A 20,983-nucleotide genomic window follows, 5' to 3' on the forward strand; every position below is an offset into this window, starting at 1 on the left:
GCAACGACGCTCGTGACCGCGCATGCGCCCGGCTAGAATGCGCCGATGCCTTACACCCCGATCATCGGCACCCTCGGCTACATCCTCTCGCCCGACCGCCGCCAGGTGCTGCTGGTGCACCGCAACGCGCGCGCGGACGACGAGCACCTCGGCAAGTACAACGGCTTGGGCGGCAAGCTGGAGCCGGACGAGGATGTGCTCGCCGGAATGATCCGCGAGATCCGCGAGGAAGCCGGCATCGACTGCACCGAACTGGCGCTGCGCGGCACGATCAGCTGGCCCGGCTTCGGTCGCAATGGCGAGGACTGGTTCGGCTTCGTGTTCCTGATCAGCGCCTTCGACGGCGAGCCGTTGCGGGAAAACCCGGAAGGCACGCTGGAGTGGGTGCCGCTGGAACGCCTGCACGAGCTGCCGATGTGGGAAGGTGACCGCCACTTCCTGCCGCTGGTGTTCGATGACGACCCGCGCGCGTTCCACGGCGTGATGCCGTACCGCAACGGACGCCCGGTGTCCTGGCGCTTCAGCCGCCTGTGAGCGCGGCCGCGGCGATCAGATCTCGCCGCGCGCCTCGGGCTGGTCGGTCACTTCCAGCACCCGCAGATGGGTCATCTTGCCGCCGGGCAGACGCCATTCGATGCGCTGGCCGACCTTCAGTCCAAGCAGCGCGCTGCCCACCGGCGCCATGATCGACACCGTGCCGGGCTTGCCCGCGCCATCGGGGTAGACCAGGGTCAGGGTGTAGGTTTCGCCGCTGTCATCGTCGATGAAGCGCGCGGTGCTGTTCATGGTCACGATGTCGCCGGGCACGTCGGCCGGCTCCACCACTTCGGCACGGTCCAGCTCGATGCGCAGCGCCTGCGCACCGGGCAGGTTGCGCGCGGCCTTGGACTCCAGCAGGGCATCCAGCCGGTCCCAGTCCGGGCGGGACATGATCAATACGGGCAAATCGGACATGAAAGGCTCCTGGAGTCCATGACAGCTAACAAGGGCATACCCGACGCGCCCACGCGGGCTGCCGGAACGGGATTGAATACCGCCACCTGGCGCCTGCATCGGCGGCATGGGTGCGGGGCGAATCAGCGGCCCGTGGCGTTGCGCATGCGCTCAACGCCGATATGGGGTCGCAGGGGGTTCAACGCAATTGCGAATCCTTGCTGCCGCGCCGGTTGTAACCGGCCCAGGTGGCATCCTCGGCGTCGCATGCTTCCTGACAGGGAACACACAGACGCACGCCGGGAATGGCCTGGCGGCGCGCAGCGGGAATTGTCGCATCACATTCCTCGCAATGCAGCAGGCTTTCTCCACGTGGCAGGCGGCTGCGTGCGCGCCGGATGGCGTCCTCGACGGTGGCGTCGATCTGTTCCTGGACCGCGCCGTCTCCAGCCCAACCCGTGGCCATCAGCTCACTCCGTGTACGGCTGGATGTCGCCCGGGCGGCGCAGCATCTTGTTGACTTCGTCGGCGTGCAACTCCTCGTCCTCGATCATCTGCCGGGCGTACTCCTCGAGCAGCACCGACTTGCCTTCGACCAGCTTGAGCAGGTTGTAATACGCCTGCAGCGCCTTTTGCTCGTGCGCGAGGCTTTCGCGCAGCATGTCGCCGATGTCATGGCGCTCGGTTTCCAGCAGCGGGCCGATCTTGAGCGAAGGATGTCCACCGAGCAGGGTCACCAGTTCGCCCGCCTTGTTGGCATGAACCAGCGACTCGTCGGCGTTCGACTTCATCCATGACACGATCGGGATGCGGTTGTAGCCGTACACCATCAGCGAATAGTGCGTGTAACGCACCACCCCGGCCAATTCCAGTTCCATGATGGTGTTGAGGGTGTCGATCACCGCTTTCTTGTCGATGTTGTCCATCACGACTCCTTGCATGCTTCCGGGCGCGTGCACCGGTTTTTCAAGCTTAACCAAACCCGCGTCAACGGGCGCTGACGCAGGTCATTCGCCCTGCCGTGCCTCCTGTTCCGCGACATCGCCCTCGGCGAGACCAACGTTGCTCGAGGCCGCCTGGAAGACCTCCTCGTCGAGCATCCCGGTCTGCCTGGCCACCAGCACCGGCACCAGCATCTGGCCGGTCACGTTGGTCATGGTGCGCATCATGTCGAGGATGCGGTCGATCGCGTACAGGTAACCGATGGTTTCCAGCGGCAGGCCGGCCGCGGTCAGCACCACGGTGGCCATCACCACCGCGGTGCCCGGCACGCCGGCGGTGCCGAAGCTGCCCAGCACCGAGGCCAGCATGATGACCAGATACTGGTTGACGCTGAGGTCGATGCCCATGTACTGGCTGATGAACACCGCCGCCAGCGCCGGGTAGATCGCGCCGCAGCCATCCATCTTGATGCTGGCGCCCAGCGGCACCGCGAAGCTGGCGTAATCGCGATTGACGCCCAGGTTGTGGGTGGCCGAGCGCAGCGCGATCGGCATCGCGGCAAAGCTCGAGGAGGTGGCGAAGGCGACCTGCATCGCCGGCGCCGCGCCGCGGAAGAACTTCAGCGGATTGAGCCCGTGCGCAATCAACAGCCCGGTATAGACCACCGCGATGTGGAATGCGCAGGCGACATACAGCGCAATCACGAAGCTGCCCAGCGGCAGCAGTTTCTCGAAGCCGTAGCTGCCGACCAGCGCGGCGATCAGGCCGAAGGTGCCGAACGGGGTGAATTCCAGCACGTAGCGGGTGATCTGGATCCAGATCTGGCTGAGCTGATCGGCCAGCTGCCGCGCCTGCGCCACGCGCTCGCCCAGCTTGACGATGGCAAAGCCGATCAACCCGGCGACGAAGATCACCGGCAGGATCGAGCCACGCCCAGCCACCAGCACGGTTTCACCGGCGGCATTGGTCGAGGTGCCGATGCCGGTCAGCGCATGGAACACGTTGGCCGGCACCACGTCCAGCAGCACACGCATCACGCTGGGCACGTCGCGCGGCACGTAACTGGCATCCACCGCCAGGCGCCCGATGCCCAGGCCCGGCTGCAGGATCAACCCGGTCCCCAGGCCCACCGCCACCGCCAGTACCGCGGTGATGGCGAACCACAGGAAGGTACGCCCGCCCAGCGCCGCCATCGATTTCTGCCCGGACAGCGCGGACACCGCGCTGATCACGGCGAAGAACACCAGCGGCACCGCGATCATCTTGATCAGGGTGACGTACAGGTCGCCCATCCAGCCGAACCAGGTTTGGGCATGCTCACCGAACAGCCAACCGGCCAGTGCGCCGAGCAGGAAGCCGGCGGCGACCCGCTTCCAGAACTTGATTGCGAACCACCACTGGAACATGCAACGCATTCCGCGATCTGAAACCGCCGACGATACCAGTATTCGTGCTGTCATCCCGAAAGCGCATAATCGGATGGATTCCGTTCAGCCGCAGAGTTCCGCCATGCCTGCTCCCGCCACCACGCCCCGCCTCGCCTTTCTCGCCGCCCTTACCACCAGCCTGCTGGCCGGTTGCGCCAGCCAATCCGCACCGCGGCCGATGCCGCCCGCGACTGGCGATGCCGCGGCGATCCGCATCGAGGTGCCGGCGATCAAGCGCCCGGAAGGCGAATCCGCCGCCTGGTGGTACCGCCACGGTGCCGCCGAAGCCGCCGAGCGCGGCGCGATGTCCGGGCGCGCACGCAACGTGATCCTGTTCGTCGGCGATGGCATGAGCCTGCCCACGGTGGCCGCCGCTCGCATCCTGCAGGGGCAGCGTGCCGGGCGCACCGGGGAGGAGGAAAAGCTGTCGTGGGAGCACTTCCCCGCCACCGCGATCAGCCGCACCTACAACGTGGATGCGCAGACCCCGGACTCGGCCGGCACCATGAGCGCGATGGCGACCGGGCTGAAGACCCGCATGGGCGTGCTCTCGATCGGCCAGGAAGCCGCGCGCGGCGACTGCGCGGCGGCGCTGGGCACGCCGCGCCTGACGCTGTGGCAACTGGCCGCGCACGCCGGCCTTGCCACCGGCGTGGTGACCACCACCCGCCTCACCCATGCCACCCCCGGTGCCACGTTTGCCCACTCCGCCGAGCGCAACTGGGAAAGCGACGCCGATCTGTCCGCGGCGGCGCGTGCCGCCGGCTGCCAGGACATCGCCCGGCAGATGATCGAAAGCAACCACGGCAACGGCCCCGACGTGATGCTCGGTGGCGGGCGGCAGAACTTCATGCGCGCCGACCAGGCCGATCCGGAATACCCCGACCGCCGCGGCAAGCGCAAGGATGGCCGCGACCTGATCGCCACCTGGCAGGCACGGCATCCGGGCGGCGCCTACGTGTGGAACGCGGAGCAACTGGCCGCGGCGCCGCAGGACGCCCCGCTGCTCGGCCTGTTCGAGCCCGGCCACATGAAATACGAGCATGACCGCGCCGACGATTCCGCGGGCGAGCCCTCGCTGGCGGAAATGACCCGTGCCGCGATCACCCGTCTGGCGCGCAATCCGCAGGGCTTCGTGCTGCTGGTGGAAGCCGGACGCATCGATCATGCACACCATGCCGGCAATGCCTATCGCGCGCTGACCGATACCATCGCGATGTCCGATGCGGTGCACGCGGCGATGGAAATGACTTCCGCCGACGATACCCTGATCCTGGTCACCGCCGACCACGCCCACGTGATGAGCTTTGCCGGCTATCCCGCACGCGGCAACCCGATCCTCGGCAAGGTGCGTGGCGGCAGCGGCGAGGGCGGCGACGGCAAGTCGCTGGCGCGTGACGCCACCGGCCTGCCCTACACCACGCTGAGTTATGCCAATGGACCGGGCTATGCCGGACGCAACAAGGACCAGGCGGAAGGCCCCAAGCGCCTGGTCGGCATCAGCAGCGGCTGGGAGCAGGCGCGCAAGGGCCGCCCCGACCTCACCGAAGTCGATACCGAGCACCCCGACTACCTGCAGGAAGCCACCCTGCCGCTGAACTCGGAAACCCACGGCGGCGATGACGTCGGCCTGTGGGCGCACGGCAGCGGCAGCCATGCGGTGCGCGGCAGCGTGGAGCAGAACACCATCTTCCATTTCATGCTGCAGGCGCAGCCGGCGCTGCGCCGCCGCCTGTGCGAGGCGGGCTACTGCGACGCCAACGGCGTGCCGACCGAACTGCCGGACCCGGCGCGCTTCGCCGACGGCGTCAAACGCTGAATTCGAGCCTGACAGGCGAAGCGGCATCCAGCCGATCGCCTGCCCCCGTCCTTTCGGGCAATGTGCGGCGACGGGCGCGTTTGCGAAGATGGGCATGATCCGGCGGCCGCATTGGCTGCCCCGCACCCGCTGACAGGAGCATCCCCATGACGAACATCGATCTGCAAGGCAAGGTCTGCCTGGTTACCGGCGCGGCAAGCGGCATCGGCAAGCGCATCGCCGAGGTCTATGCCGAGGCCGGTGGCAAGGTGGTCATCGCCGACCTCAAGCTGGATGCGGCTGAAGCGGTCGCCGAGGCGATCCGCAGCGCCGGCGGCGAGGCGCTGGCGGTGGCGATGGATGTCACCGACGAAGCGCAGGTGAGCGACGGCTTCGCCAGGGCGATCGAACGCTACGGCCGGATCGACGTGCTGGTGTCCAATGCCGGCATCCAGATCATCAACAAGATCACCGATTTTTCGCTGGCCGACTGGAAGAAGATGCTGGCGATCCATTGCGATGGCGCCTTCCTCACCACGCGCGAGGCGATGCGCGACATGGAGCGGCGCGGCAGTCCCGGCGCGATCATCTACATGGGCAGCGTGCATTCGCTGGAAGCCTCGCCGCTGAAGGCGCCCTACGTCACCGCCAAGCACGGCCTGCTCGGCCTGGCGCGCACGGTGGCCAAGGAAGGCGGCGCACTCGGCATCCGCGCCAACGTGATCTGCCCGGGTTTCGTGCGCACGCCGCTGGTGGAGAAGCAGATCCCGGAGCAGGCGCAGGAGTTCGGCATCAGCGAGGACGAGGTGATCAAGACCATCATGCTGAAGAACACCGTCGACCATGAGTTCACCACGCTGGATGACGTCGCCAACGTGGCGCTGTTCCTCGCCGCGTTCGAAACCAATGCGCTGACCGGGCAGAGCCTCACCGTCAGCCACGGCTGGCACATGCGCTGAGTGGAAATCCACGGTCGCCCCGCCCGCAGCATGAGGCCGCCCACGCATGGCTGAGGCCAGCGCCGCATTGCGCGAACGCATCGCCCGCTACCCGGCGGTGGCGCTGGTGCTGCAGGGTGGTGGCGCGCTCGGTGCCTACCAGTGCGGGGTGTACCAGGCGCTCAATGAAGCCGGCATTCGCCCCAACTGGTATGCCGGCATCTCGATCGGCGCGATCAATGCGGCGATCATCGCCGGCAACCCGCCCGAACGGCGGGTGGAGCGTCTGCGCGAGTTCTGGGAAACCGTGTGCGAGCCGGCCGGCCTCGCCTCGTTGCCGGCCACCGCGGTGCGCAGCGCGATCGTCGCGGCACCGGCGGCGTCCCCGGCGCTGGAAACCTGGGCCGCGGCGATGAGCGCACTGGCCGCGCTGTGGCAGGGCCAGCGCGGCTTCTTCCAGCCGTGGCCGTTCTCGCCGTTCCTGTTCGGCGATGGCAGCGCGCAGGCGACCAGCTTCTACGACACCACGCCACTGCTGGCGACGCTGGCGCGTCTGGTCGACTTCGATCGCATCAACGATGACCGCGAGGCACGCCTGACCGTCGGCGTGACCGATGTGGCCAGTGGCAACTTCCGTTATTTCGACAGCCGCGAAACGCGCATCGGCCCCGAGCACATCATGGCCTCGGCCGCGTTGCCGCCGGCGTTCGCGCCGGTGGAGATCGAGGGCCGCCTGTACTGGGATGGCGGCATCGTCTCCAACACGCCGCTGGAGCACATCCTCGACGAGTGGCCGCGCGAGGACACCCTCGCCTTCCAGGTCGACCTGTGGAGCGCCCGCGGCGCCGCACCCAGAACCATGATGGATGTGCTGGAACGGGCCAAGGACATCCAGTTCTCCAGCCGCACCCGCCACGGCACCGATACCGTGGCGCGCACCCAGCGCCTGCGCACCGCGCTCAACGAGCTGATCGAACTGCTGCCGGAGCAACGCCTGCCGGACGAATTGCAGGACACGCTCGGCCCGTGGCTGGACGATCGCGTGGTCAACATCATCCACCTGATCTACCAGGCGCAGCCGCACGAGCAGCAATTCAAGGACTATGCCTTCGGCATGATCCCGATGAACACGCACTGGCAAAGCGGTCTGGACGACACCCGCCGCACGCTGGCCCATCCGCACTGGTTCGACCTGCCCGACCGCGACCTCGGCTATGCGGTGCATGACGTGCACCGCAAGCAGCAGAAGACGCCGCGGCGGCGGCCGTGAGCGACAGCCTCAGAACGGCTTGGCCAGCACCAGCCAGACGATCGGCACCAGCGCCAGCAGCGGCAGCTCGTTGATCCAGCGCATCGCCGTGGCCGAGGGCAGCGCACGCCCGTCCGCGGCACCTTTCAACCAACGTCCGATCAGGATGCCATAGACGAACAGCAGCGTCACCAGCAGCAGCTTGGCATGCAGCCAGCCACCACCGATGCCGTAGCCCAGCCACATCCAGGCACCGAGCAGGAACATGATGCCGAACATGACCTGGCCGAAACGCGCCAGGCGCCGGCCCATCAGCAGCAGGCGCGCGCGCACCGCCGGCTCGTCACCGGCCTCGGCAAGATTGACCAGGATGCGCGGCAGGTAGAACAGCACCGCCATCCACGCGATCACGAACACCAGGTGAAACGTCTTCAACCACAGATACATGGGGCACTCCGATCCAATCCCGCTAGGATGCCATGCATGGATGCAAAGACCTATGACCGCGAATATTTCGACCGCTGGTACCGGCGCGAAGGCCTGCACGATGCGCGCCGCCTGGGGCGCAAGGTCGCGCTGGCGGTGGCGATGGCCGAATACCACCTCGAGCGCCCGCTGCGCAGCGTGCTCGACATCGGTTGCGGCGAGGGCGCGTGGCGCGCACCGCTGCGCAAGCTGCGGCCGAAGGCGCACTATCTCGGCTTCGACAGCAGCGAGTACGCGGTGCGGCGTTATGGCCGCAGCCGCGGTCTGCATTTCGCCCGCTTCGCGGATTTCGAGTACCTGCGCCCGTGTCCGCCGGTCGACCTGCTGATCTGCAGCGATGTGCTGCATTACCTCGATGATGGCGAGATCCGCCGCGGCCTGCCCGGCCTTGCCGAACTGTGCGCGGGCGTGGCGTGGCTGGAAACCTTCTGCGCCGAAGACCAGGCGATCGGCGACGAGGACGGCTTCCATGCGCGGCCGGCACGCTGGTACCGGCAACGCTTCAGGCGCGCCGGCTTCGTGCAGATCGGCTCGCATGGCTGGCTGTCGCCGGTGCTGGCCGCACACGCCGCGGCGCTGGAAGTTGGCGGCTGAAGCGACGGGGCGCAGGCGCCATGCGCGCCCCGGGCGGGTTCAGGGGGTGCTGTCGAACGGCTCGTGCAGCACGATGTTGTCGTCGCGGTCGGGGCCGGTCGACACGATCGCCAAGCGGCAGCCGGCAAGCTCCTCCAGCGCGCGCAGATAGGCACGCGCCGCCGGCGGCAGCTTGTCCCACTCGGTGATGCCGGCGGTCGATTCCTTCCAGCCCGGGAACTCGAGGTACACCGGGGTGCATTCCTCCCAGCCGGTGGCATCCAGCGGCGAATATTCGGTGCGCTTGCCGCGGTACTCGTAGGCGATGCACATCTTCAGCGTGTCCATGCCGTCGAGCACGTCCAGCTTGGTGATGCACAGCCCGGTGATGCCGTTGATCGCCACCGCGCGCTTGAGCGCGACGATGTCCATCCAGCCGCAGCGCCGCGGGCGACCGGTGGTGGCACCGTATTCCTGGCCGCGGTCACGCAGGCCCTGGCCGATGTCGTCGTGCAGTTCGGTGGGGAACGGACCACTGCCCACGCGCGTGGCATAGGCCTTGGCGATGCCGAGCACGTAGTCGATCGCGTCCGCACCCACGCCGGTGCCGGCATAGGCGCCGCCGACCGTGGTGTTGGACGAGGTGACGTAAGGGTAGGTGCCGTGGTCGATGTCCAGCAGCGAGCCCTGCGCGCCCTCGAACAGCACGCGTTTGCCCTGCCGGCGCAGCTCGTGCAGGATGCCGGCGACATCCGCCTTCATCGGCTCGACGTATTCGCCGAAGGCCAGCGCCTCATCCAGCGTCTGCTGGAAGTCCACCGCCTCCACGCCCAGGTACTTGGTCAGCACGAAGTTGTGGTAATCCAGCGCGCTGCGCAGCTTGTCGGCCAGCTCGTCCGGGTAATGCAGGTCGGCGATGCGGATGCCGCGGCGCGCCACCTTGTCCTCGTAGGCCGGGCCGATGCCGCGCCCGGTGGTGCCGATCGCCTTGCCGCCGGCGGCCTTCTCGCGCGCCTGGTCGAGGGCGATGTGGTACGGCATGATCAGCGGCGTCGCCGGGCTGATCTTCAGCCGCGAGCGCACCTCCACGCCGTTGGCTTCCAGTTCGGCGATCTCCTTCTGCAGTGCGCCCGGATGCAGCACCACGCCATTGCCGATCAGGCACAGCGCGTCCTCGCGCAGGATGCCGGACGGGATCAGGTGCAGCACGGTCTTGTGGCCGCCGATGACCAGCGTGTGGCCGGCATTGTGGCCGCCCTGGAAGCGCACCACCGCGCCGATGTCCTGGGTCAGCAGATCGACGATCTTGCCCTTGCCCTCATCGCCCCACTGGGCGCCCAACACCACCACCGACTGACCCATGACCTTCTCCGTTGACTTCGTTCACGCCGCCCGCGGCAGCCGGAAATGGGGCACGCGCACCGGTCCAGACGCGGAAAAAGCCGGCGGGGTGGGCCCCTGCCGGCTTTTCGAAATGATACCGGTGCCGGCCATCGAATGCCAGCACGCCACGCGCATCAGCGGTCGTTGCGCATGTATTGCAGGAACGGGTCGTTGCGCTCCAGCACGATCACCGCATCGCCGTCCTTGAACGAGCTGCGATAGGCCTCCAGGCTGCGCTGGAAGGCGAAGAACGCCGGATCGCGGCTGGCCGCCTGCGCATACAGCCGCGTCGCCTCGGCATCGCCCTCACCACGCAGCTTCTGCGCATCGCGTTCGGCCTCGGCCAGCAGCACCGTCTGCTGGCGCTCGGCGTCACCGCGGATCGCACGCGCCTGCTCCTCGCCCTCGGCGCGCAGGCGGCTGGCCACCTGGCGGCGCTCGGCGCGCATGCGCTCGTAAACTTGGCCGATCACGTCGCTGTCGGTGGGCAGGTCGATCTGCTTGAGGCGGATGTCGACGATGTGCATGCCCAACGTGTTGGCCGCGGCATTGATCGCCGGCAACTGCTTTTCGCTCAGCTCGGCGCGCGCGCCGGACACCAGCTGGGTCAGGGTGCGCGAGTTGATCTCGTTGCGCAGCGAGTTCTTGATGATCGGCTCCAGGCGCTCGCTGGCGCGGCTGGGATCGCCCAGCGTGGCGCGGTAGAACGCGGCCGAATCGCTGACGTAGCCGATGGCGACGAAGTCGACGCTGACGTCCTTGCGCTCGGAGGTCAGCGAACGCTCGGGCGAGAACACGTTGGCCTTCAGCCGGCGATCGAAGATCACCACGCGCTCGATCAGCGGGATCTTGAAGTGCAGGCCGGGGGTGATGTCGGCGCGGGCCACGCGGCCGAGGTTGAACACCACCCCGGTATGGCCTTCGCGCACGATGTAGAACGAGCCCATCGCCAGCAGCAGGGCGACGACGATCACGGGCAGGATGAGGGTCAGTCGATTCATCGGCGCGGCTCCTTATTGCCGGGGTTCGCGGCCAGGGCGTGGCGCGCGGGCATCGTTCGCGGCGGGGATGTCGGCCTCCGGTGCCACCACCTGCGGCGGCGCCAGCGGCAACTGCGCCGAGGGACCCGCGGCGGCGGTGCCCTGCCCGCTCATCGGCACGTAGATCAGCTGGCGGCCGTCGCCGCCGACCACCTTGCGGTTCTCGCCCAGCACCTGCTCCAGCGTCTCCAGCCACAGCCGCTTGCGGGTGACTTCCGGTGCCGACTGGTAGGCACCAACCAGCAGGTTGAAGCGCTCGGCGTCACCGGTGGCGCGCGCGATCGCCGCGGTCTTGTGGCCTTCGGCGCCGGCCAGGATGCGCGCGGCCTCGCCTCGCGCCTCGGGCACGATCTTGGCCGCGTAGGCGCGCGCTTCGTTGATCAGCCGCTCGTTCATCTGCTGCGCGCTGTTGACCTCGTCGAAGGCCGGCTTGACCTCCTCCGGCGGACGCGCGTCCTGCAGGTTGACCTCGGTCACCACGAGGCCCGTGCGGTAGGCATCGAGCGAGGCCTGCAACGCATTCTGCGCGGCGCTGGAGAGCGGGCCACGCGCGTTCAGCGCGGTGTCCAGGTTGGCACGGCCGATCTGCTCGCGCACGGTGCTGATCGCGATCTGCTCCAGCATCTCGCGCGCGCCTTGGGTGCCGTACAGGTACAGGCGCGGGTCGCCGACCCGGTACTGCACGTTGAAGGACACGTTGACGATGTTTTCGTCGCGGGTCAGCACCGGCACGGTATTGGTATAGGACTGCACCGTGGTGGCATCGATCTTGGTCACCGTCTCCACCGGCCACGGCAACTTGAAGTTCGGGCCCGGCTGCATCACCCGCGCGAACTGGCCCAAGCGCAGGACCACGCCGCGCTGCTGTTCGCCGACCAGCACGAAGCTCGAATACGCCAGCCACAGCGCGATCGCCAGCGGGATCCAGCGCAGCGGGTTGCCGCCATCGAACAGGCCACGCATCTGCTCCAGCACGCCGTCCAGTGGGCCACCGCCACGCGGGCCGCGGCCACGCGGGGTCGGGGGTTCGTGATTGCCGTTGCCGGGTTTGTTCCAGGCCATGCCTGCTCCGTCTGGGCCGCTTGCGCGGCATGGGATGGGATCGGGGATTCTAGCCGCTCGCCGCCATCGCGCGTTGCGCTCGGCGCCGCCGCTGGCGGACGAATCCCTTACATGGGGTCGTTTTCCGCCGCGGGCAAGAGTTCGCGCAGGGCTTCGGCACCGGGCTCGTTGAGCAGGCGCCGCAGGTCGGATTCGGGCAGGTCGATGTCCAGCCGCCAGCCGTCCTCGTCATGCGCTTCGGCGCGAATCGCGCCGAGTTCATGCAGCCGCGAACGCAGGCGCGCGGCGGTGCTCGGCAGGCGGATGCTGGCGAGCATGCGCTGCATGCCGAGCACCTGGGCCAGGCCCTCGCGCAGGATGTCGATGCCCAGGCCGTCGCGCGCCGACACCCAGGCCCGTGGCCGCGTGTCCTCGCCACGTTCGAAACGCGGCAGCGCGCCCTCCAGTCGATCGATCTTGTTGTACACCAGCACCTGCGGCAGGTCGCCCGCGCCCACCGCCTCCAGCACCTCGTCGACCTGGCCGATGCGCTCCTCGCGCAGGCCGTCGGCGGCATCGACCACATGCAGCAGCAGGTCGGCCTCGCGCGCCTCGGACAGGGTGGAGCGGAACGCGGCAACCAGTTCATGCGGCAGGTCGCGCACGAATCCGACGGTATCGGCCAGCAGCGCATGCCCGCCCGGCACGTCGATCCGGCGCACGGTCGGGTCGAGGGTGGCGAACAGCTGGTCGGCGGCATAGGCGCCGGCCCCGGTCAGGGCATTGAACAGGGTGGACTTGCCGGCATTGGTATAACCGACCAGGGCCACCCGCGGCAGGTCGCTGCGCACCCGCGCACGGCGCATCTGCCCGCGCTGCACTTCCACCTTGTCCAGCCGTTTCTGCAATTGCTCGACCCGCTTCTGCAGCAGGCGGCGGTCGGTTTCGAGCTGGGTTTCACCCGGCCCGCGCAGGCCGATGGCACCGCCGCGCTGGCGCTCCAGGTGGGTCCATCCGCGCACCAGGCGGGTGGCCAGGTGGCGCAGTTGCGCCAGTTCGACCTGCAGCTTGCCCTCATGCGACTGCGCACGCTGGGCGAAAATGTCGAGGATCAGGCCGGTGCGATCGACCACGCGCCGCTCCAGCACCTTCTCCAGGTTGCGCTCCTGCACCGGGGACAGGGCATGGTTGACCAGCACCAGGTCCGCCTCCAATGCATCGGCGGTGGCCTTGATTTCCTCCAGCTTGCCGCTGCCGATCAGGGTCGCCGGATTGGGCCGGTCGATGCGCGCGGTGGCCAGGTGCAACACGCGCGCACCCGCCGAGCGCGCCAGCTCGGTGAACTCCGCCATCGCCTCCTCGTCGGCGCCACCGCCGGCATGGGGCTGGATCAGCAATGCGTTTTCACCGCGTTTGGAACGATCGAACAGCTCCACCGCTCAGCGCCCCACGCCGCGGCGATCGATGACGGGCCCGGTGGCGTGCGCGATCAAGCTTCCGCCGGCTCCGCGCTTTCGGCACTCTCGCCCTCGCGCGCCTGCAGATGCGGCCCACCCGGCCCCACGCGCACGTTGCGCGCCGGCACCACGGTGGAAATGGCGTGCTTGTACACCATCTGGCTCACGGTATTGCGCAGCAGGACCACGAACTGGTCGAAGGATTCGATGGTGCCCTGCAGCTTGATGCCGTTGACCAGGTAGATCGACACCGGCACCCGCTCGCGGCGCAGCGCATTGAGGAAAGGATCCTGCAAGGTTTGGGCTTTGGACACGTCACACTCCCCTATTCTTCTTGTTTGTTGTTGTTCTGAAGGCTTGCACACCGGCACCCCGGCCGGACCTGTCAGTTTACACGCGCCGGCACCCCTCGCGCAGCCGCTTCCGCGCGAATGGTGCTCAGATGAAGCGCGCGACCGCTGCGCGCAGCGCATCGGCCTGCGTGGCGGGGTCGAACCACAGCGCATCATGCCGCCCGCGCAGCCAGGTCAGCTGGCGCTTGGCCAGCTGCCGCGTCGCGGCGATCGCGCGCGCGCGGAACTGCGCGGCATCGCAATCGCCATCCAGGTGCTGCCACGCCTGGCGATAGCCGACCGCGCGCAGCGCCGGCAAGTCCAGCGGGGCCGGATGCCCGCGCAACTGCGGCAACGCACGCAGCGCGCGCACTTCGTCAAGGAAGCCCGCGGCGAGCATGGCATCGAAACGCCGCTCGATGCGCTCGTGCAAGTCCTCGCGCCGGGCCGGTGCCAGCACCAGCTTGAGCACACGCACCGGCAAGCGCACGCGCCCGGCACCTTGGCGCTGCCAATGCGAGATCGGCTTGCCGCTGACATGCCAGACCTCCAGCGCACGCTGGATGCGCTGCGGATCGGTGGCATGGATGCGTGCCGCCGCCTCGGGATCGACCCGCGCCAGTTCCGCGTGCAGCGCCGGCCAGCCCTCGCGCGCGGCACGCTCGGCCAACGCCGCACGCAGCACGGGATCGGCCTCGGGCATCGGCGCAAGGCCGTGCAGCAGGGCGTGGAAATAGAGGCCGGTGCCGCCAGCCAGGATCGGCACGCGACTGCGGGCAAGGATGCCGTCGATCGCGCGCCGTGCGTCCGCGGCGAACTCGACGGCGGAATAGGTCTGCCACGGCTCGCGCAGGTCGATCAGGTGGTGCGGTGCGCGTGCGCGCTCGGCGGCATCGGGCTTGGCCGCACCGATGTCCAGCCGCTTGTAGATCAACGCGGAGTCCACGCTGATGATTTCGCCATGCAGGCGCTCGGCCAGTTCCAGCGCCCATGCGGTTTTGCCCGAAGCGGTCGGGCCCATCAGCGCGATCGCCGGCGGGCGGGCCTCGGCACGCATGTTCAGTATCCGCTCTGGCGCAGCTCCGCATGCACCGCCTGGTGGACCGCCTCGACCTCGGCCGAGGGCGCGCGCGTGGCCAGGCTGACCGCGATGGCGGCGACGGTGCCGGCGATGAAACCGGGCACGATCTCGTACAACCCGCTGCCGGCCAGCTCCTTCCATGCGATCACCGTGGCCGCACCGGCGAGGATGCCGGCCAGCGCGCCCCAGCCATTCATCCGCCGCCAGAACAACGACAGCAGCACCACCGGGCCGAATGCCGCACCGAACCCGGCCCAGGCATAGCTGACCAGACCCAGCACCCGGCTTTCGGGATCACGCGCGATGAAGATCGCCACCAGTGCCACCAGCGCCACCATCAGCCGCCCGACCCAGACCAGCTCGCGCTCGCCGGCGCGCGGGCGCACGAAACCGCGATAGAAGTCCTCGGTCAAGGCGCTGGAGCAGACCAGCAACTGCGCCGACAGCGTGCTCATCACCGCGGCGAGGATTGCCGACAGCAGCACGCCGGCGATCCACGGGTTGAACAGCAATTCGGCCAGCTGGATGAACACGCGCTCGGGGTTGGCCTGGACCGCCGCCGCCAGTTCCGGATGGGCCTGGAACCAGGCCGCGCCGAACAGGCCCACGCCGACCGCGCCGGTCAGGCACAGCAGCATCCAGGTCATGCCGATGCGGCGCGCGCGCGGAATGGTGCGCACGCTGTCGGCGGCCATGAAGCGGGCGAGGATGTGCGGCTGACCGAAATAGCCCAGGCCCCAGGCCAGCGCCGAGATCACCGCGATCATGCCGCCACTGCCGACCCAGGACAGCTTGTGCGGATCGCTGGCCGCGACCAGCGCCAGGCTCGCTTGCGGCCCGCCCAAGGCCAGCATCACCACCACCGGGGTCAGGATCAGGGCAAAGATCATCAACGTCGCCTGCACCGTGTCGGTCCAGCTCACCGCGAGGAAGCCGCCGATGAAGGTGTAGGCTATGGTCGCCGCCGCGCCCCACCACAGCGCCTGTGCATACGGCAGGCCGAACACGCTTTCGAACAGCCGCGCACCGGCGACGATGCCGCTGGCGGCGTACACCGCGAAGAACACCAGGATCACCAGCGCGGCGATCACCCGCAGCAGCTTGCCGCCCTCGCCGAAGCGGGTGGTGAAGTAGTCCGGCAGGGTCAGGGCATCGGCACTGCGCTCGGTGTACAGGCGCAGCGGCCCGGCAACGAAGCGCCAGTTCAGCCAGGCACCGATCAGCAGGCCGACCGCGATCCACGCTTCGGACAGGCCGCTCAGGAAGATCGCCCCGGGCAGGCCCATCAGCAGCCAGCCGCTCATGTCCGAAGCGCCGGCAGCCATCGCCGTCACGTAGCTGCCCAGCGAGCGTCCGCCAAGGATGTAGTCGTCGAAATTGCGCGTGCGCCACCAGGCGAACAGGCCGATGCCGATCATCGCCAGCAGGTACAGGCCGAAGGTGATCAGCAGTTGCGGGCTGGCGCTCATCGTCGATTCCGGCAGGACAGTCCGGCGAGTGTACCCAAGCCGTCGCGCAGGCCGCGCGGCTCAGTCCTCATCCACGGGCCACTCGATGCCGGCGCTCGCCGCTGCCCTCGGCGCGGGCACTGCCTGCACGGCCTGCCACACCTTGAGCGCATCCACGGTGACGGCGACATCGTGCACGCGCACGATGCGTGCGCCGCGTTGGGCGGCGATCAGATGCGCGGCCACCGAGGCATGCACGCGCTCGGCAGGCCGCGTGCGGCCGGTGAGTTCGCCCAGGGTCTTCTTGCGCGACAGCCCGGCCAGCAGCGGCACGCCAAGTTCACCCAGGCGCGAGAGGCCGGCCAGCAGTTGCAGGTTGTGTGCCGCGGTCTTGCCGAAGCCGAAGCCCGGATCGACGATGATCCGACGTCGCTCGATGCCGGCCATTTCGCAGGCAAAGATGCGCTCGGCGAGGAAGCGATGCACCTCGGCCAGCACGTCGTCGTAGCGCGGATCGTCCTGCATGCTGCGCGGCTCGCCCAGCATGTGCATCAGCACCACCGGCACGCCCAGTTCCGCGGCAGCCTGCAACGCGCCTTCGCGGCGCAGGGCGTACACGTCGTTGATCATGCCCGCGCCGGCGACGACCGCGGCGCGCATCACCTCGGGCTTGGACGTGTCGATGCTGATCGGCACCGACACTTGCGGCGCCAGTGCTTCGATCAACGGGATCACCCGCCCCAGCTCCTCCTCCAGCGGCACCTCGCCGGCACCGGGGCGCGTCGATTCGCCGCCGATGTCGAGGATGTCGGCGCCCTCTTCCACCAGCCTCAGGGCATGCTCGAGCGCTGCCTGCAACGAATCGTGCACGCCACCGTCGGAGAACGAATCCGGGGTCACGTTGACGATGCCCATCACCCGGCACCGGTCCAGCGCCAGCATGCGCCCGGCGCAATCGATCTGCGGAGTGGTATCGAACATCGGCACGTCACCATCGGGGGAGCGGTCACGATACCCGCCTTCGCCCGGCGAAGTGCCCGTGCGGATGCAGGCGCGCAGCCTGCACGCCCGGCGACATCGCGGGGCGTGTCGATGAAAACGCCCCGCCGCAGGCCGGCGGGGCGTGGTGACTCAGGTGCTCGGCGCTTCGACGCCGCCGAGGTTGATCGTCTTCGGCTCCTCGGTGGCCGGGCCACCCGGCGACCAGCCCGCCGGCGGCGGCGGGTCGCGGCCTTCCATGATCGCGTCGATCTGCGGACCGTCGATGGTCTCGTACTTCAGCAGCAGCTTGGCCATCGCGTGCAGCTTGTCCAGATGCTCGGTCAGGATCTGCGTGCTGCGTGCGTAGGCGCGGTCGAGGATGCCGCGCACCACCACGTCGATCTTGCGCGCGGTTTCGTCCGAAACATGCTTGGTCTGCGACACCGAGCGGCCGAGGAACACTTCTTCCTCGTCCTCGGCATAGGTGATCGGCCCCAGCTCGTCGGACAGGCCCCACTTGGTGACCATGTTGCGCGCCATCTTGGTCGCGCGCTCGATGTCGTTGGAGGCCCCGGTGGTGACCTTGTCGGCGCCGAAGATCAGTTCCTCGGCCACGCGGCCGCCGTACAGCGAGGCAAGTTGCGATTCGATCGCCACCTTGTTCAGCGAATACTTGTCGCCCTCGGGCAGGTACATGGTGACGCCGAGCGCGCGACCGCGCGGAATGATGGTGACCTTGTACACCGGGTCATGCTCGGGAACCATGCGCCCGACGATGGCATGCCCCGCCTCGTGGTAGGCGGTGAGGGTCTTTTCCTCCTCGCTCATCGCCAGCGAGCGGCGCTCGGCGCCCATCAGGATCTTGTCGCGGGCGCGGTCGAAATGATCCATGCGCACCGACTTGGCATTGTCGCGCGCGGCGAACAGCGCGGCCTCGTTGACCAGATTGGCAAGGTCCGCGCCGGAGAAGCCGGGCGTGCCACGGGCCACGATCATCGGCTCGACGTCATCGGCCAGCGGCACCTTGCGCATGTGCACGCGCAGGATTTCCGCGCGGCCCTTGACGTCGGGCAGACCCACCACCACCTGGCGGTCGAAGCGGCCCGGGCGCAGCAATGCCGGGTCGAGCACGTCGGGGCGGTTGGTGGCGGCGATCACGATCACGCCCTCGCCACCCTCGAAGCCGTCCATTTCCACCAGCAACTGGTTCAGGGTCTGCTCGCGCTCGTCATGACCGCCGCCAAGGCCGGCGCCGCGATGGCGGCCGACCGCGTCGATCTCGTCGATGAAGATGATGCACGGCGCCTGCTTCTTGGCCTGCTCGAACATGTCGCGCACGCGGCTGGCACCGACGCCGACGAACATTTCGACGAAATCTGAGCCGGAGATCGAGAAGAACGGCACCTTGGCCTCGCCGGCAATCGCCTTGGCCAGCAGCGTCTTGCCGGTACCCGGCGGGCCGACCATCAGCACGCCGCGCGGGATCTTGCCGCCCAGGCGCTGGAAGCGCGAAGGATCGCGCAGGAACTCGACCAGTTCGGAGACTTCCTCCTTGGCCTCGTCGCAGCCGGCGACATCGGCGAACGTCACCTTCACCTGATCGTCGGAGAGCAGCTTGGCCCGCGATTTGCCGAACGACATCGCACCCTTGCTGCCGCCCTGCTGCATCTGCCGCATCATGAAGAACCAGAAGCCGATGATCAGCGCGATCGGCAGCAGGTTCAGCAGCAGGCTGAGCAGGATGCCGCGTCCGGACGAAGCCGGCTCCTGGCGGATTTCGACCTTGTGGTTGATCAGGTCGTCCATCAGCCGGTCATCGCGCGGGGCGATGGTGCTGCCGCGGGTATTGTCCTTGCGCTCGAAGCGGATGCTGCGGCCATCCTCGCCGATGTCCACCTTGCGGATGCGATCCTCGCGCACGGCCTGGACGAATTCCGAATACAGCACGCTGCCGCCGGCGGCCTGGCCTTCGGGGCGCGGGCTGAAACTCTGGAACACCATCATCAGCACGATGGCGACAGTGACCCAGAGCAGCATGTTCTTCATCAGGTCTTTCATGGGATCTCCGGGCAATCGGTCAACACGTCACTTCATCCGCGCCAGCTTGCCCTGGGCCAGCGCATAGACCTCGTTGGAACGCGGGCGCGATGCCGCGGGCTTGCGGATCGCCAGCTTGGCATAGCGGCGGCGCAGTTCACGGACATAGTCATCGAAGCCCACGCCCTGGAACAGCTTGATCAGGAACGCGCCGCCGGTCCGCAGGTGCTCGTCGGCGAATTCCATCGCCAACTCGGACAGGTACATCGCGCGGGCCTGGTCGACCGCATCCACACCACTCATATTGGGGGCCATGTCGGACAAGACAAGGTCGACCTCGTCGCCATCCAGCATGGTTTTCAGCTCCGATAAGACGTCATCTTCCCTGAAATCCCCATGAAGGAACTCCACGCCGGCCAGCGGCGGCATCTCCAGGATGTCGTTGGCGATGACCCGGCCGCTGTCGCCGAGGCGCTCGCGCACCCATTGCGACCAGCCGCCCGGCGCGGCGCCGAGATCGACCACCACCATGCCCGGCTTGAGCAGGCGGTCGCGTTCGAGGATTTCCTCCAGCTTGAACACCGCGCGCGAGCGCAGCCCGGCTGCCTGCGCCTTCTTGACGTAAGGGTCGGAAAAGTGCTCCTTGAGCCAGCGCTGGCTGGATTTGCTGCGGGCCATGCGGGCGCGATGCGCAGGATCGGGCGGGCCTGCATGATACCCTGCGCCCCTGTCCGCACGCTTTCCCGCCCCCATCCATGAGCGCCATCGCCCTGACCACCGCCCAGTCCCGATTCCTGCGCGGCCAGGCGCACGAGCTCAAGCCATTGCTGCAGGTGGGTGGCAAGGGGCTCGGTGACGGGCTGCTGGCCGAGTTCGAGCAGCTGCTCGAGGATCATGAACTGGTCAAGGTGCGCATCGCCGCCGAAGACCGCGCCGCGCGCGATGCGCTGATCGCTGCCCTCGGCGAGCGCAGCAGTGCCGCGCTGGTGCAGCGCATCGGCCATGTCGCGGTGTTCTTCCGCCCTTCGCGTGACAAGCGGCGCATCGTGCTGCCCCGGGCCTGAGCGGCATGCAACTGGTGCAGGAACTGCCGGATTTCGACTTCGTCCTGCGCGGCGCCGATGGCGACTGGGCGCTGGTCAACGACACCCGGCTGGAGTCGAGCTTCATCCTCACCCCCGAGCGCCTGATCGAGGATTGGCCGCCACGCCGACTGGCCGAGCTGGACGCCGCGGCAATCGAACCGCTGCTCGCGCTGCAGCCGGACGTGATCCTGCTCGGCGTCGGCGCAGTGCAGGCCTTCCCCGCCTCCGAGGTGATCGCCGCCTGCCTCGGCCGCGGCATCGGCATCGAATGCATGACCAATGCCTCGGCCGCACGCACCTTCAATGTGCTCGCCGGCGAAGGGCGCAAGGTTGCAGCCGGTTTCCTGCTCGGTGGCACGCCCTGAGCGCGGCCCGCGGCACTTCGATCAAGCCGTCAGACCCTGCGCCGCCTCTCGGCCAGCCAGCCAGCCAAGGCACCGCCTGCCAGTGCCGATGGCATCACCACGGCAAGCATGAAGCTGGAGAGGGCGTAGTGACGCGCGAGCAGTGCTGAAACCACTGCGCAGGCAATGAAGCCCAGTGCAAAGCCGCGTCGGTACGCCGTTGACTGGCCACGTGACGGGCCGCGCTTCCACGCATTCGCGCGATCAATCCGCTCCCGCTCGGCCTGCTGCTGGAGGCGCATGGCCTGCATCGCCGCCTCGCGTTGTTCTTCATTGAACGCCATGGCACCTCCCGCGAAAACCCTGGCCCGATCCGAACACTGATGTGGCCGGAGTACCTCGGCGGCA

At 68.2% G+C, this 20,983-nt stretch carries 22 protein-coding genes and 1 pseudogene; 7 read left to right on the forward strand and 16 right to left on the reverse strand.

The window, feature by feature from the left end; all coding sequences use genetic code 11:
* Positions 1–45 precede the first annotated feature (45 nt).
* Entirely contained in the window at positions 46–534 is a 489-nt protein-coding gene (locus ACW11F_RS04705) for an NUDIX hydrolase (protein ID WP_456995705.1), read from the forward strand.
* Positions 535–549: 15 nt separating this feature from the next.
* Here ACW11F_RS04705 and rnk read toward each other — a convergent pair whose 3' ends face one another.
* The 4 genes from rnk to ACW11F_RS04725 all read right to left on the reverse strand — a co-directional run bounded on the left by rnk (position 550) and on the right by ACW11F_RS04725 (position 3,281).
* On the reverse strand, positions 550–954 hold the full coding sequence (rnk, locus tag ACW11F_RS04710) for a nucleoside diphosphate kinase regulator (protein WP_456995706.1): 405 nt from the start codon (positions 952–954) through the stop codon (positions 550–552).
* A 178-nt stretch (positions 955–1,132) separates the two neighbouring features.
* Positions 1,133–1,399: a DksA/TraR family C4-type zinc finger protein gene (locus ACW11F_RS04715; protein WP_456995707.1), complete on the reverse strand. Its 267-nt coding sequence runs from the start codon at positions 1,397–1,399 to the stop codon at positions 1,133–1,135.
* Positions 1,400–1,403: 4 nt separating this feature from the next.
* Positions 1,404–1,859, reverse strand: a complete 456-nt coding sequence (locus ACW11F_RS04720) for a ferritin-like domain-containing protein (RefSeq protein ID WP_456995708.1) — start codon at positions 1,857–1,859, stop codon at positions 1,404–1,406.
* Positions 1,860–1,940: 81 nt separating this feature from the next.
* Entirely contained in the window at positions 1,941–3,281 is a 1,341-nt protein-coding gene (locus ACW11F_RS04725; RefSeq protein ID WP_456995709.1) for a dicarboxylate/amino acid:cation symporter, read from the reverse strand.
* Between the two features lie 103 nt (positions 3,282–3,384).
* On the opposite strand from ACW11F_RS04725, the gene ACW11F_RS04730 reads away from it, so the two are divergent.
* From ACW11F_RS04730 to ACW11F_RS04740, 3 genes are all read left to right on the forward strand, one after another.
* Positions 3,385–5,121 carry an alkaline phosphatase gene (locus ACW11F_RS04730; RefSeq protein WP_456995711.1) on the forward strand — a complete coding sequence of 579 codons (1,737 nt, stop codon included), beginning with the start codon at positions 3,385–3,387 and terminating at the stop codon, positions 5,119–5,121.
* Between the two features lie 146 nt (positions 5,122–5,267).
* Positions 5,268–6,059 carry a 3-hydroxybutyrate dehydrogenase gene (locus ACW11F_RS04735; RefSeq protein ID WP_456995712.1) on the forward strand — a complete coding sequence of 264 codons (792 nt, stop codon included), beginning with the start codon at positions 5,268–5,270 and terminating at the stop codon, positions 6,057–6,059.
* A gap of 46 nt (positions 6,060–6,105) precedes the next feature.
* Positions 6,106–7,308 carry a patatin-like phospholipase family protein gene (locus tag ACW11F_RS04740; RefSeq protein WP_456995713.1) on the forward strand — a complete coding sequence of 401 codons (1,203 nt, stop codon included), beginning with the start codon at positions 6,106–6,108 and terminating at the stop codon, positions 7,306–7,308.
* A gap of 9 nt (positions 7,309–7,317) precedes the next feature.
* Here the strand turns inward: ACW11F_RS04740 and ACW11F_RS04745 are convergent, their stop codons facing one another.
* A complete protein-coding gene (locus ACW11F_RS04745) occupies positions 7,318–7,734 on the reverse strand; it encodes a CopD family protein (protein WP_456995714.1) in 417 nt (138 codons plus the stop codon).
* A gap of 27 nt (positions 7,735–7,761) precedes the next feature.
* Here ACW11F_RS04745 and ACW11F_RS04750 point away from each other — a divergent pair, with 27 nt between their 5' ends.
* A complete protein-coding gene (locus ACW11F_RS04750; RefSeq protein ID WP_456995715.1) occupies positions 7,762–8,367 on the forward strand; it encodes a class I SAM-dependent DNA methyltransferase in 606 nt (201 codons plus the stop codon).
* A 39-nt stretch (positions 8,368–8,406) separates the two neighbouring features.
* Here the strand turns inward: ACW11F_RS04750 and ACW11F_RS04755 are convergent, their stop codons facing one another.
* From ACW11F_RS04755 to rlmE, 10 genes and pseudogenes are all read right to left on the reverse strand, one after another.
* The gene (locus ACW11F_RS04755; RefSeq protein WP_456995716.1) at positions 8,407–9,708 is read right to left on the reverse strand and encodes an adenylosuccinate synthase; all 1,302 of its coding nucleotides are present in this window, start codon (positions 9,706–9,708) and stop codon (positions 8,407–8,409) included.
* A gap of 155 nt (positions 9,709–9,863) precedes the next feature.
* On the reverse strand, positions 9,864–10,730 hold the full coding sequence (gene hflC, locus ACW11F_RS04760; protein WP_456995717.1) for a protease modulator HflC: 867 nt from the start codon (positions 10,728–10,730) through the stop codon (positions 9,864–9,866).
* A 12-nt stretch (positions 10,731–10,742) separates the two neighbouring features.
* A complete protein-coding gene (gene hflK, locus ACW11F_RS04765) occupies positions 10,743–11,831 on the reverse strand; it encodes an FtsH protease activity modulator HflK (protein WP_456995718.1) in 1,089 nt (362 codons plus the stop codon).
* A gap of 107 nt (positions 11,832–11,938) precedes the next feature.
* The gene (hflX, locus tag ACW11F_RS04770; protein ID WP_456995885.1) at positions 11,939–13,240 is read right to left on the reverse strand and encodes a ribosome rescue GTPase HflX; all 1,302 of its coding nucleotides are present in this window, start codon (positions 13,238–13,240) and stop codon (positions 11,939–11,941) included.
* Between the two features lie 59 nt (positions 13,241–13,299).
* Complete coding sequence (hfq, locus tag ACW11F_RS04775) at positions 13,300–13,581, reverse strand: RNA chaperone Hfq (RefSeq protein WP_456995719.1); 282 nt, start codon at positions 13,579–13,581, stop codon at positions 13,300–13,302.
* A 124-nt stretch (positions 13,582–13,705) separates the two neighbouring features.
* Positions 13,706–14,656: a tRNA (adenosine(37)-N6)-dimethylallyltransferase MiaA gene (gene miaA / locus ACW11F_RS04780; protein ID WP_456995720.1), complete on the reverse strand. Its 951-nt coding sequence runs from the start codon at positions 14,654–14,656 to the stop codon at positions 13,706–13,708.
* 2 nt (positions 14,657–14,658) lie between these two features.
* On the reverse strand, positions 14,659–16,149 hold the full coding sequence (gene putP, locus ACW11F_RS04785) for a sodium/proline symporter PutP (RefSeq protein ID WP_456995721.1): 1,491 nt from the start codon (positions 16,147–16,149) through the stop codon (positions 14,659–14,661).
* Positions 16,150–16,209: 60 nt separating this feature from the next.
* Positions 16,210–17,109, reverse strand: coding sequence for a dihydropteroate synthase (gene folP / locus ACW11F_RS04790; protein WP_456995722.1), 900 nt, complete (start codon positions 17,107–17,109; stop codon positions 16,210–16,212).
* A 222-nt stretch (positions 17,110–17,331) separates the two neighbouring features.
* A pseudogene (gene ftsH, locus ACW11F_RS04795) lies at positions 17,332–19,167 on the reverse strand (ATP-dependent zinc metalloprotease FtsH); the annotation flags it as partial.
* 27 nt (positions 19,168–19,194) lie between these two features.
* Positions 19,195–19,824 carry a 23S rRNA (uridine(2552)-2'-O)-methyltransferase RlmE gene (gene rlmE, locus ACW11F_RS04800; protein ID WP_456995723.1) on the reverse strand — a complete coding sequence of 210 codons (630 nt, stop codon included), beginning with the start codon at positions 19,822–19,824 and terminating at the stop codon, positions 19,195–19,197.
* 77 nt (positions 19,825–19,901) lie between these two features.
* On the opposite strand from rlmE, the gene yhbY reads away from it, so the two are divergent.
* Together yhbY and ACW11F_RS04810 are read left to right on the forward strand one after the other, a co-directional pair.
* Positions 19,902–20,210, forward strand: a complete 309-nt coding sequence (gene yhbY / locus ACW11F_RS04805; protein WP_456995724.1) for a ribosome assembly RNA-binding protein YhbY — start codon at positions 19,902–19,904, stop codon at positions 20,208–20,210.
* Between the two features lie 5 nt (positions 20,211–20,215).
* A complete protein-coding gene (locus ACW11F_RS04810) occupies positions 20,216–20,596 on the forward strand; it encodes an Mth938-like domain-containing protein (RefSeq protein WP_456995725.1) in 381 nt (126 codons plus the stop codon).
* Between the two features lie 29 nt (positions 20,597–20,625).
* Here the strand turns inward: ACW11F_RS04810 and ACW11F_RS04815 are convergent, their stop codons facing one another.
* A complete protein-coding gene (locus ACW11F_RS04815) occupies positions 20,626–20,919 on the reverse strand; it encodes a hypothetical protein (protein WP_456995726.1) in 294 nt (97 codons plus the stop codon).
* Positions 20,920–20,983: the final 64 nt, after the last annotated feature.

The sequence above is a fragment of the Luteimonas sp. e5 genome, assembly GCF_054031035.1.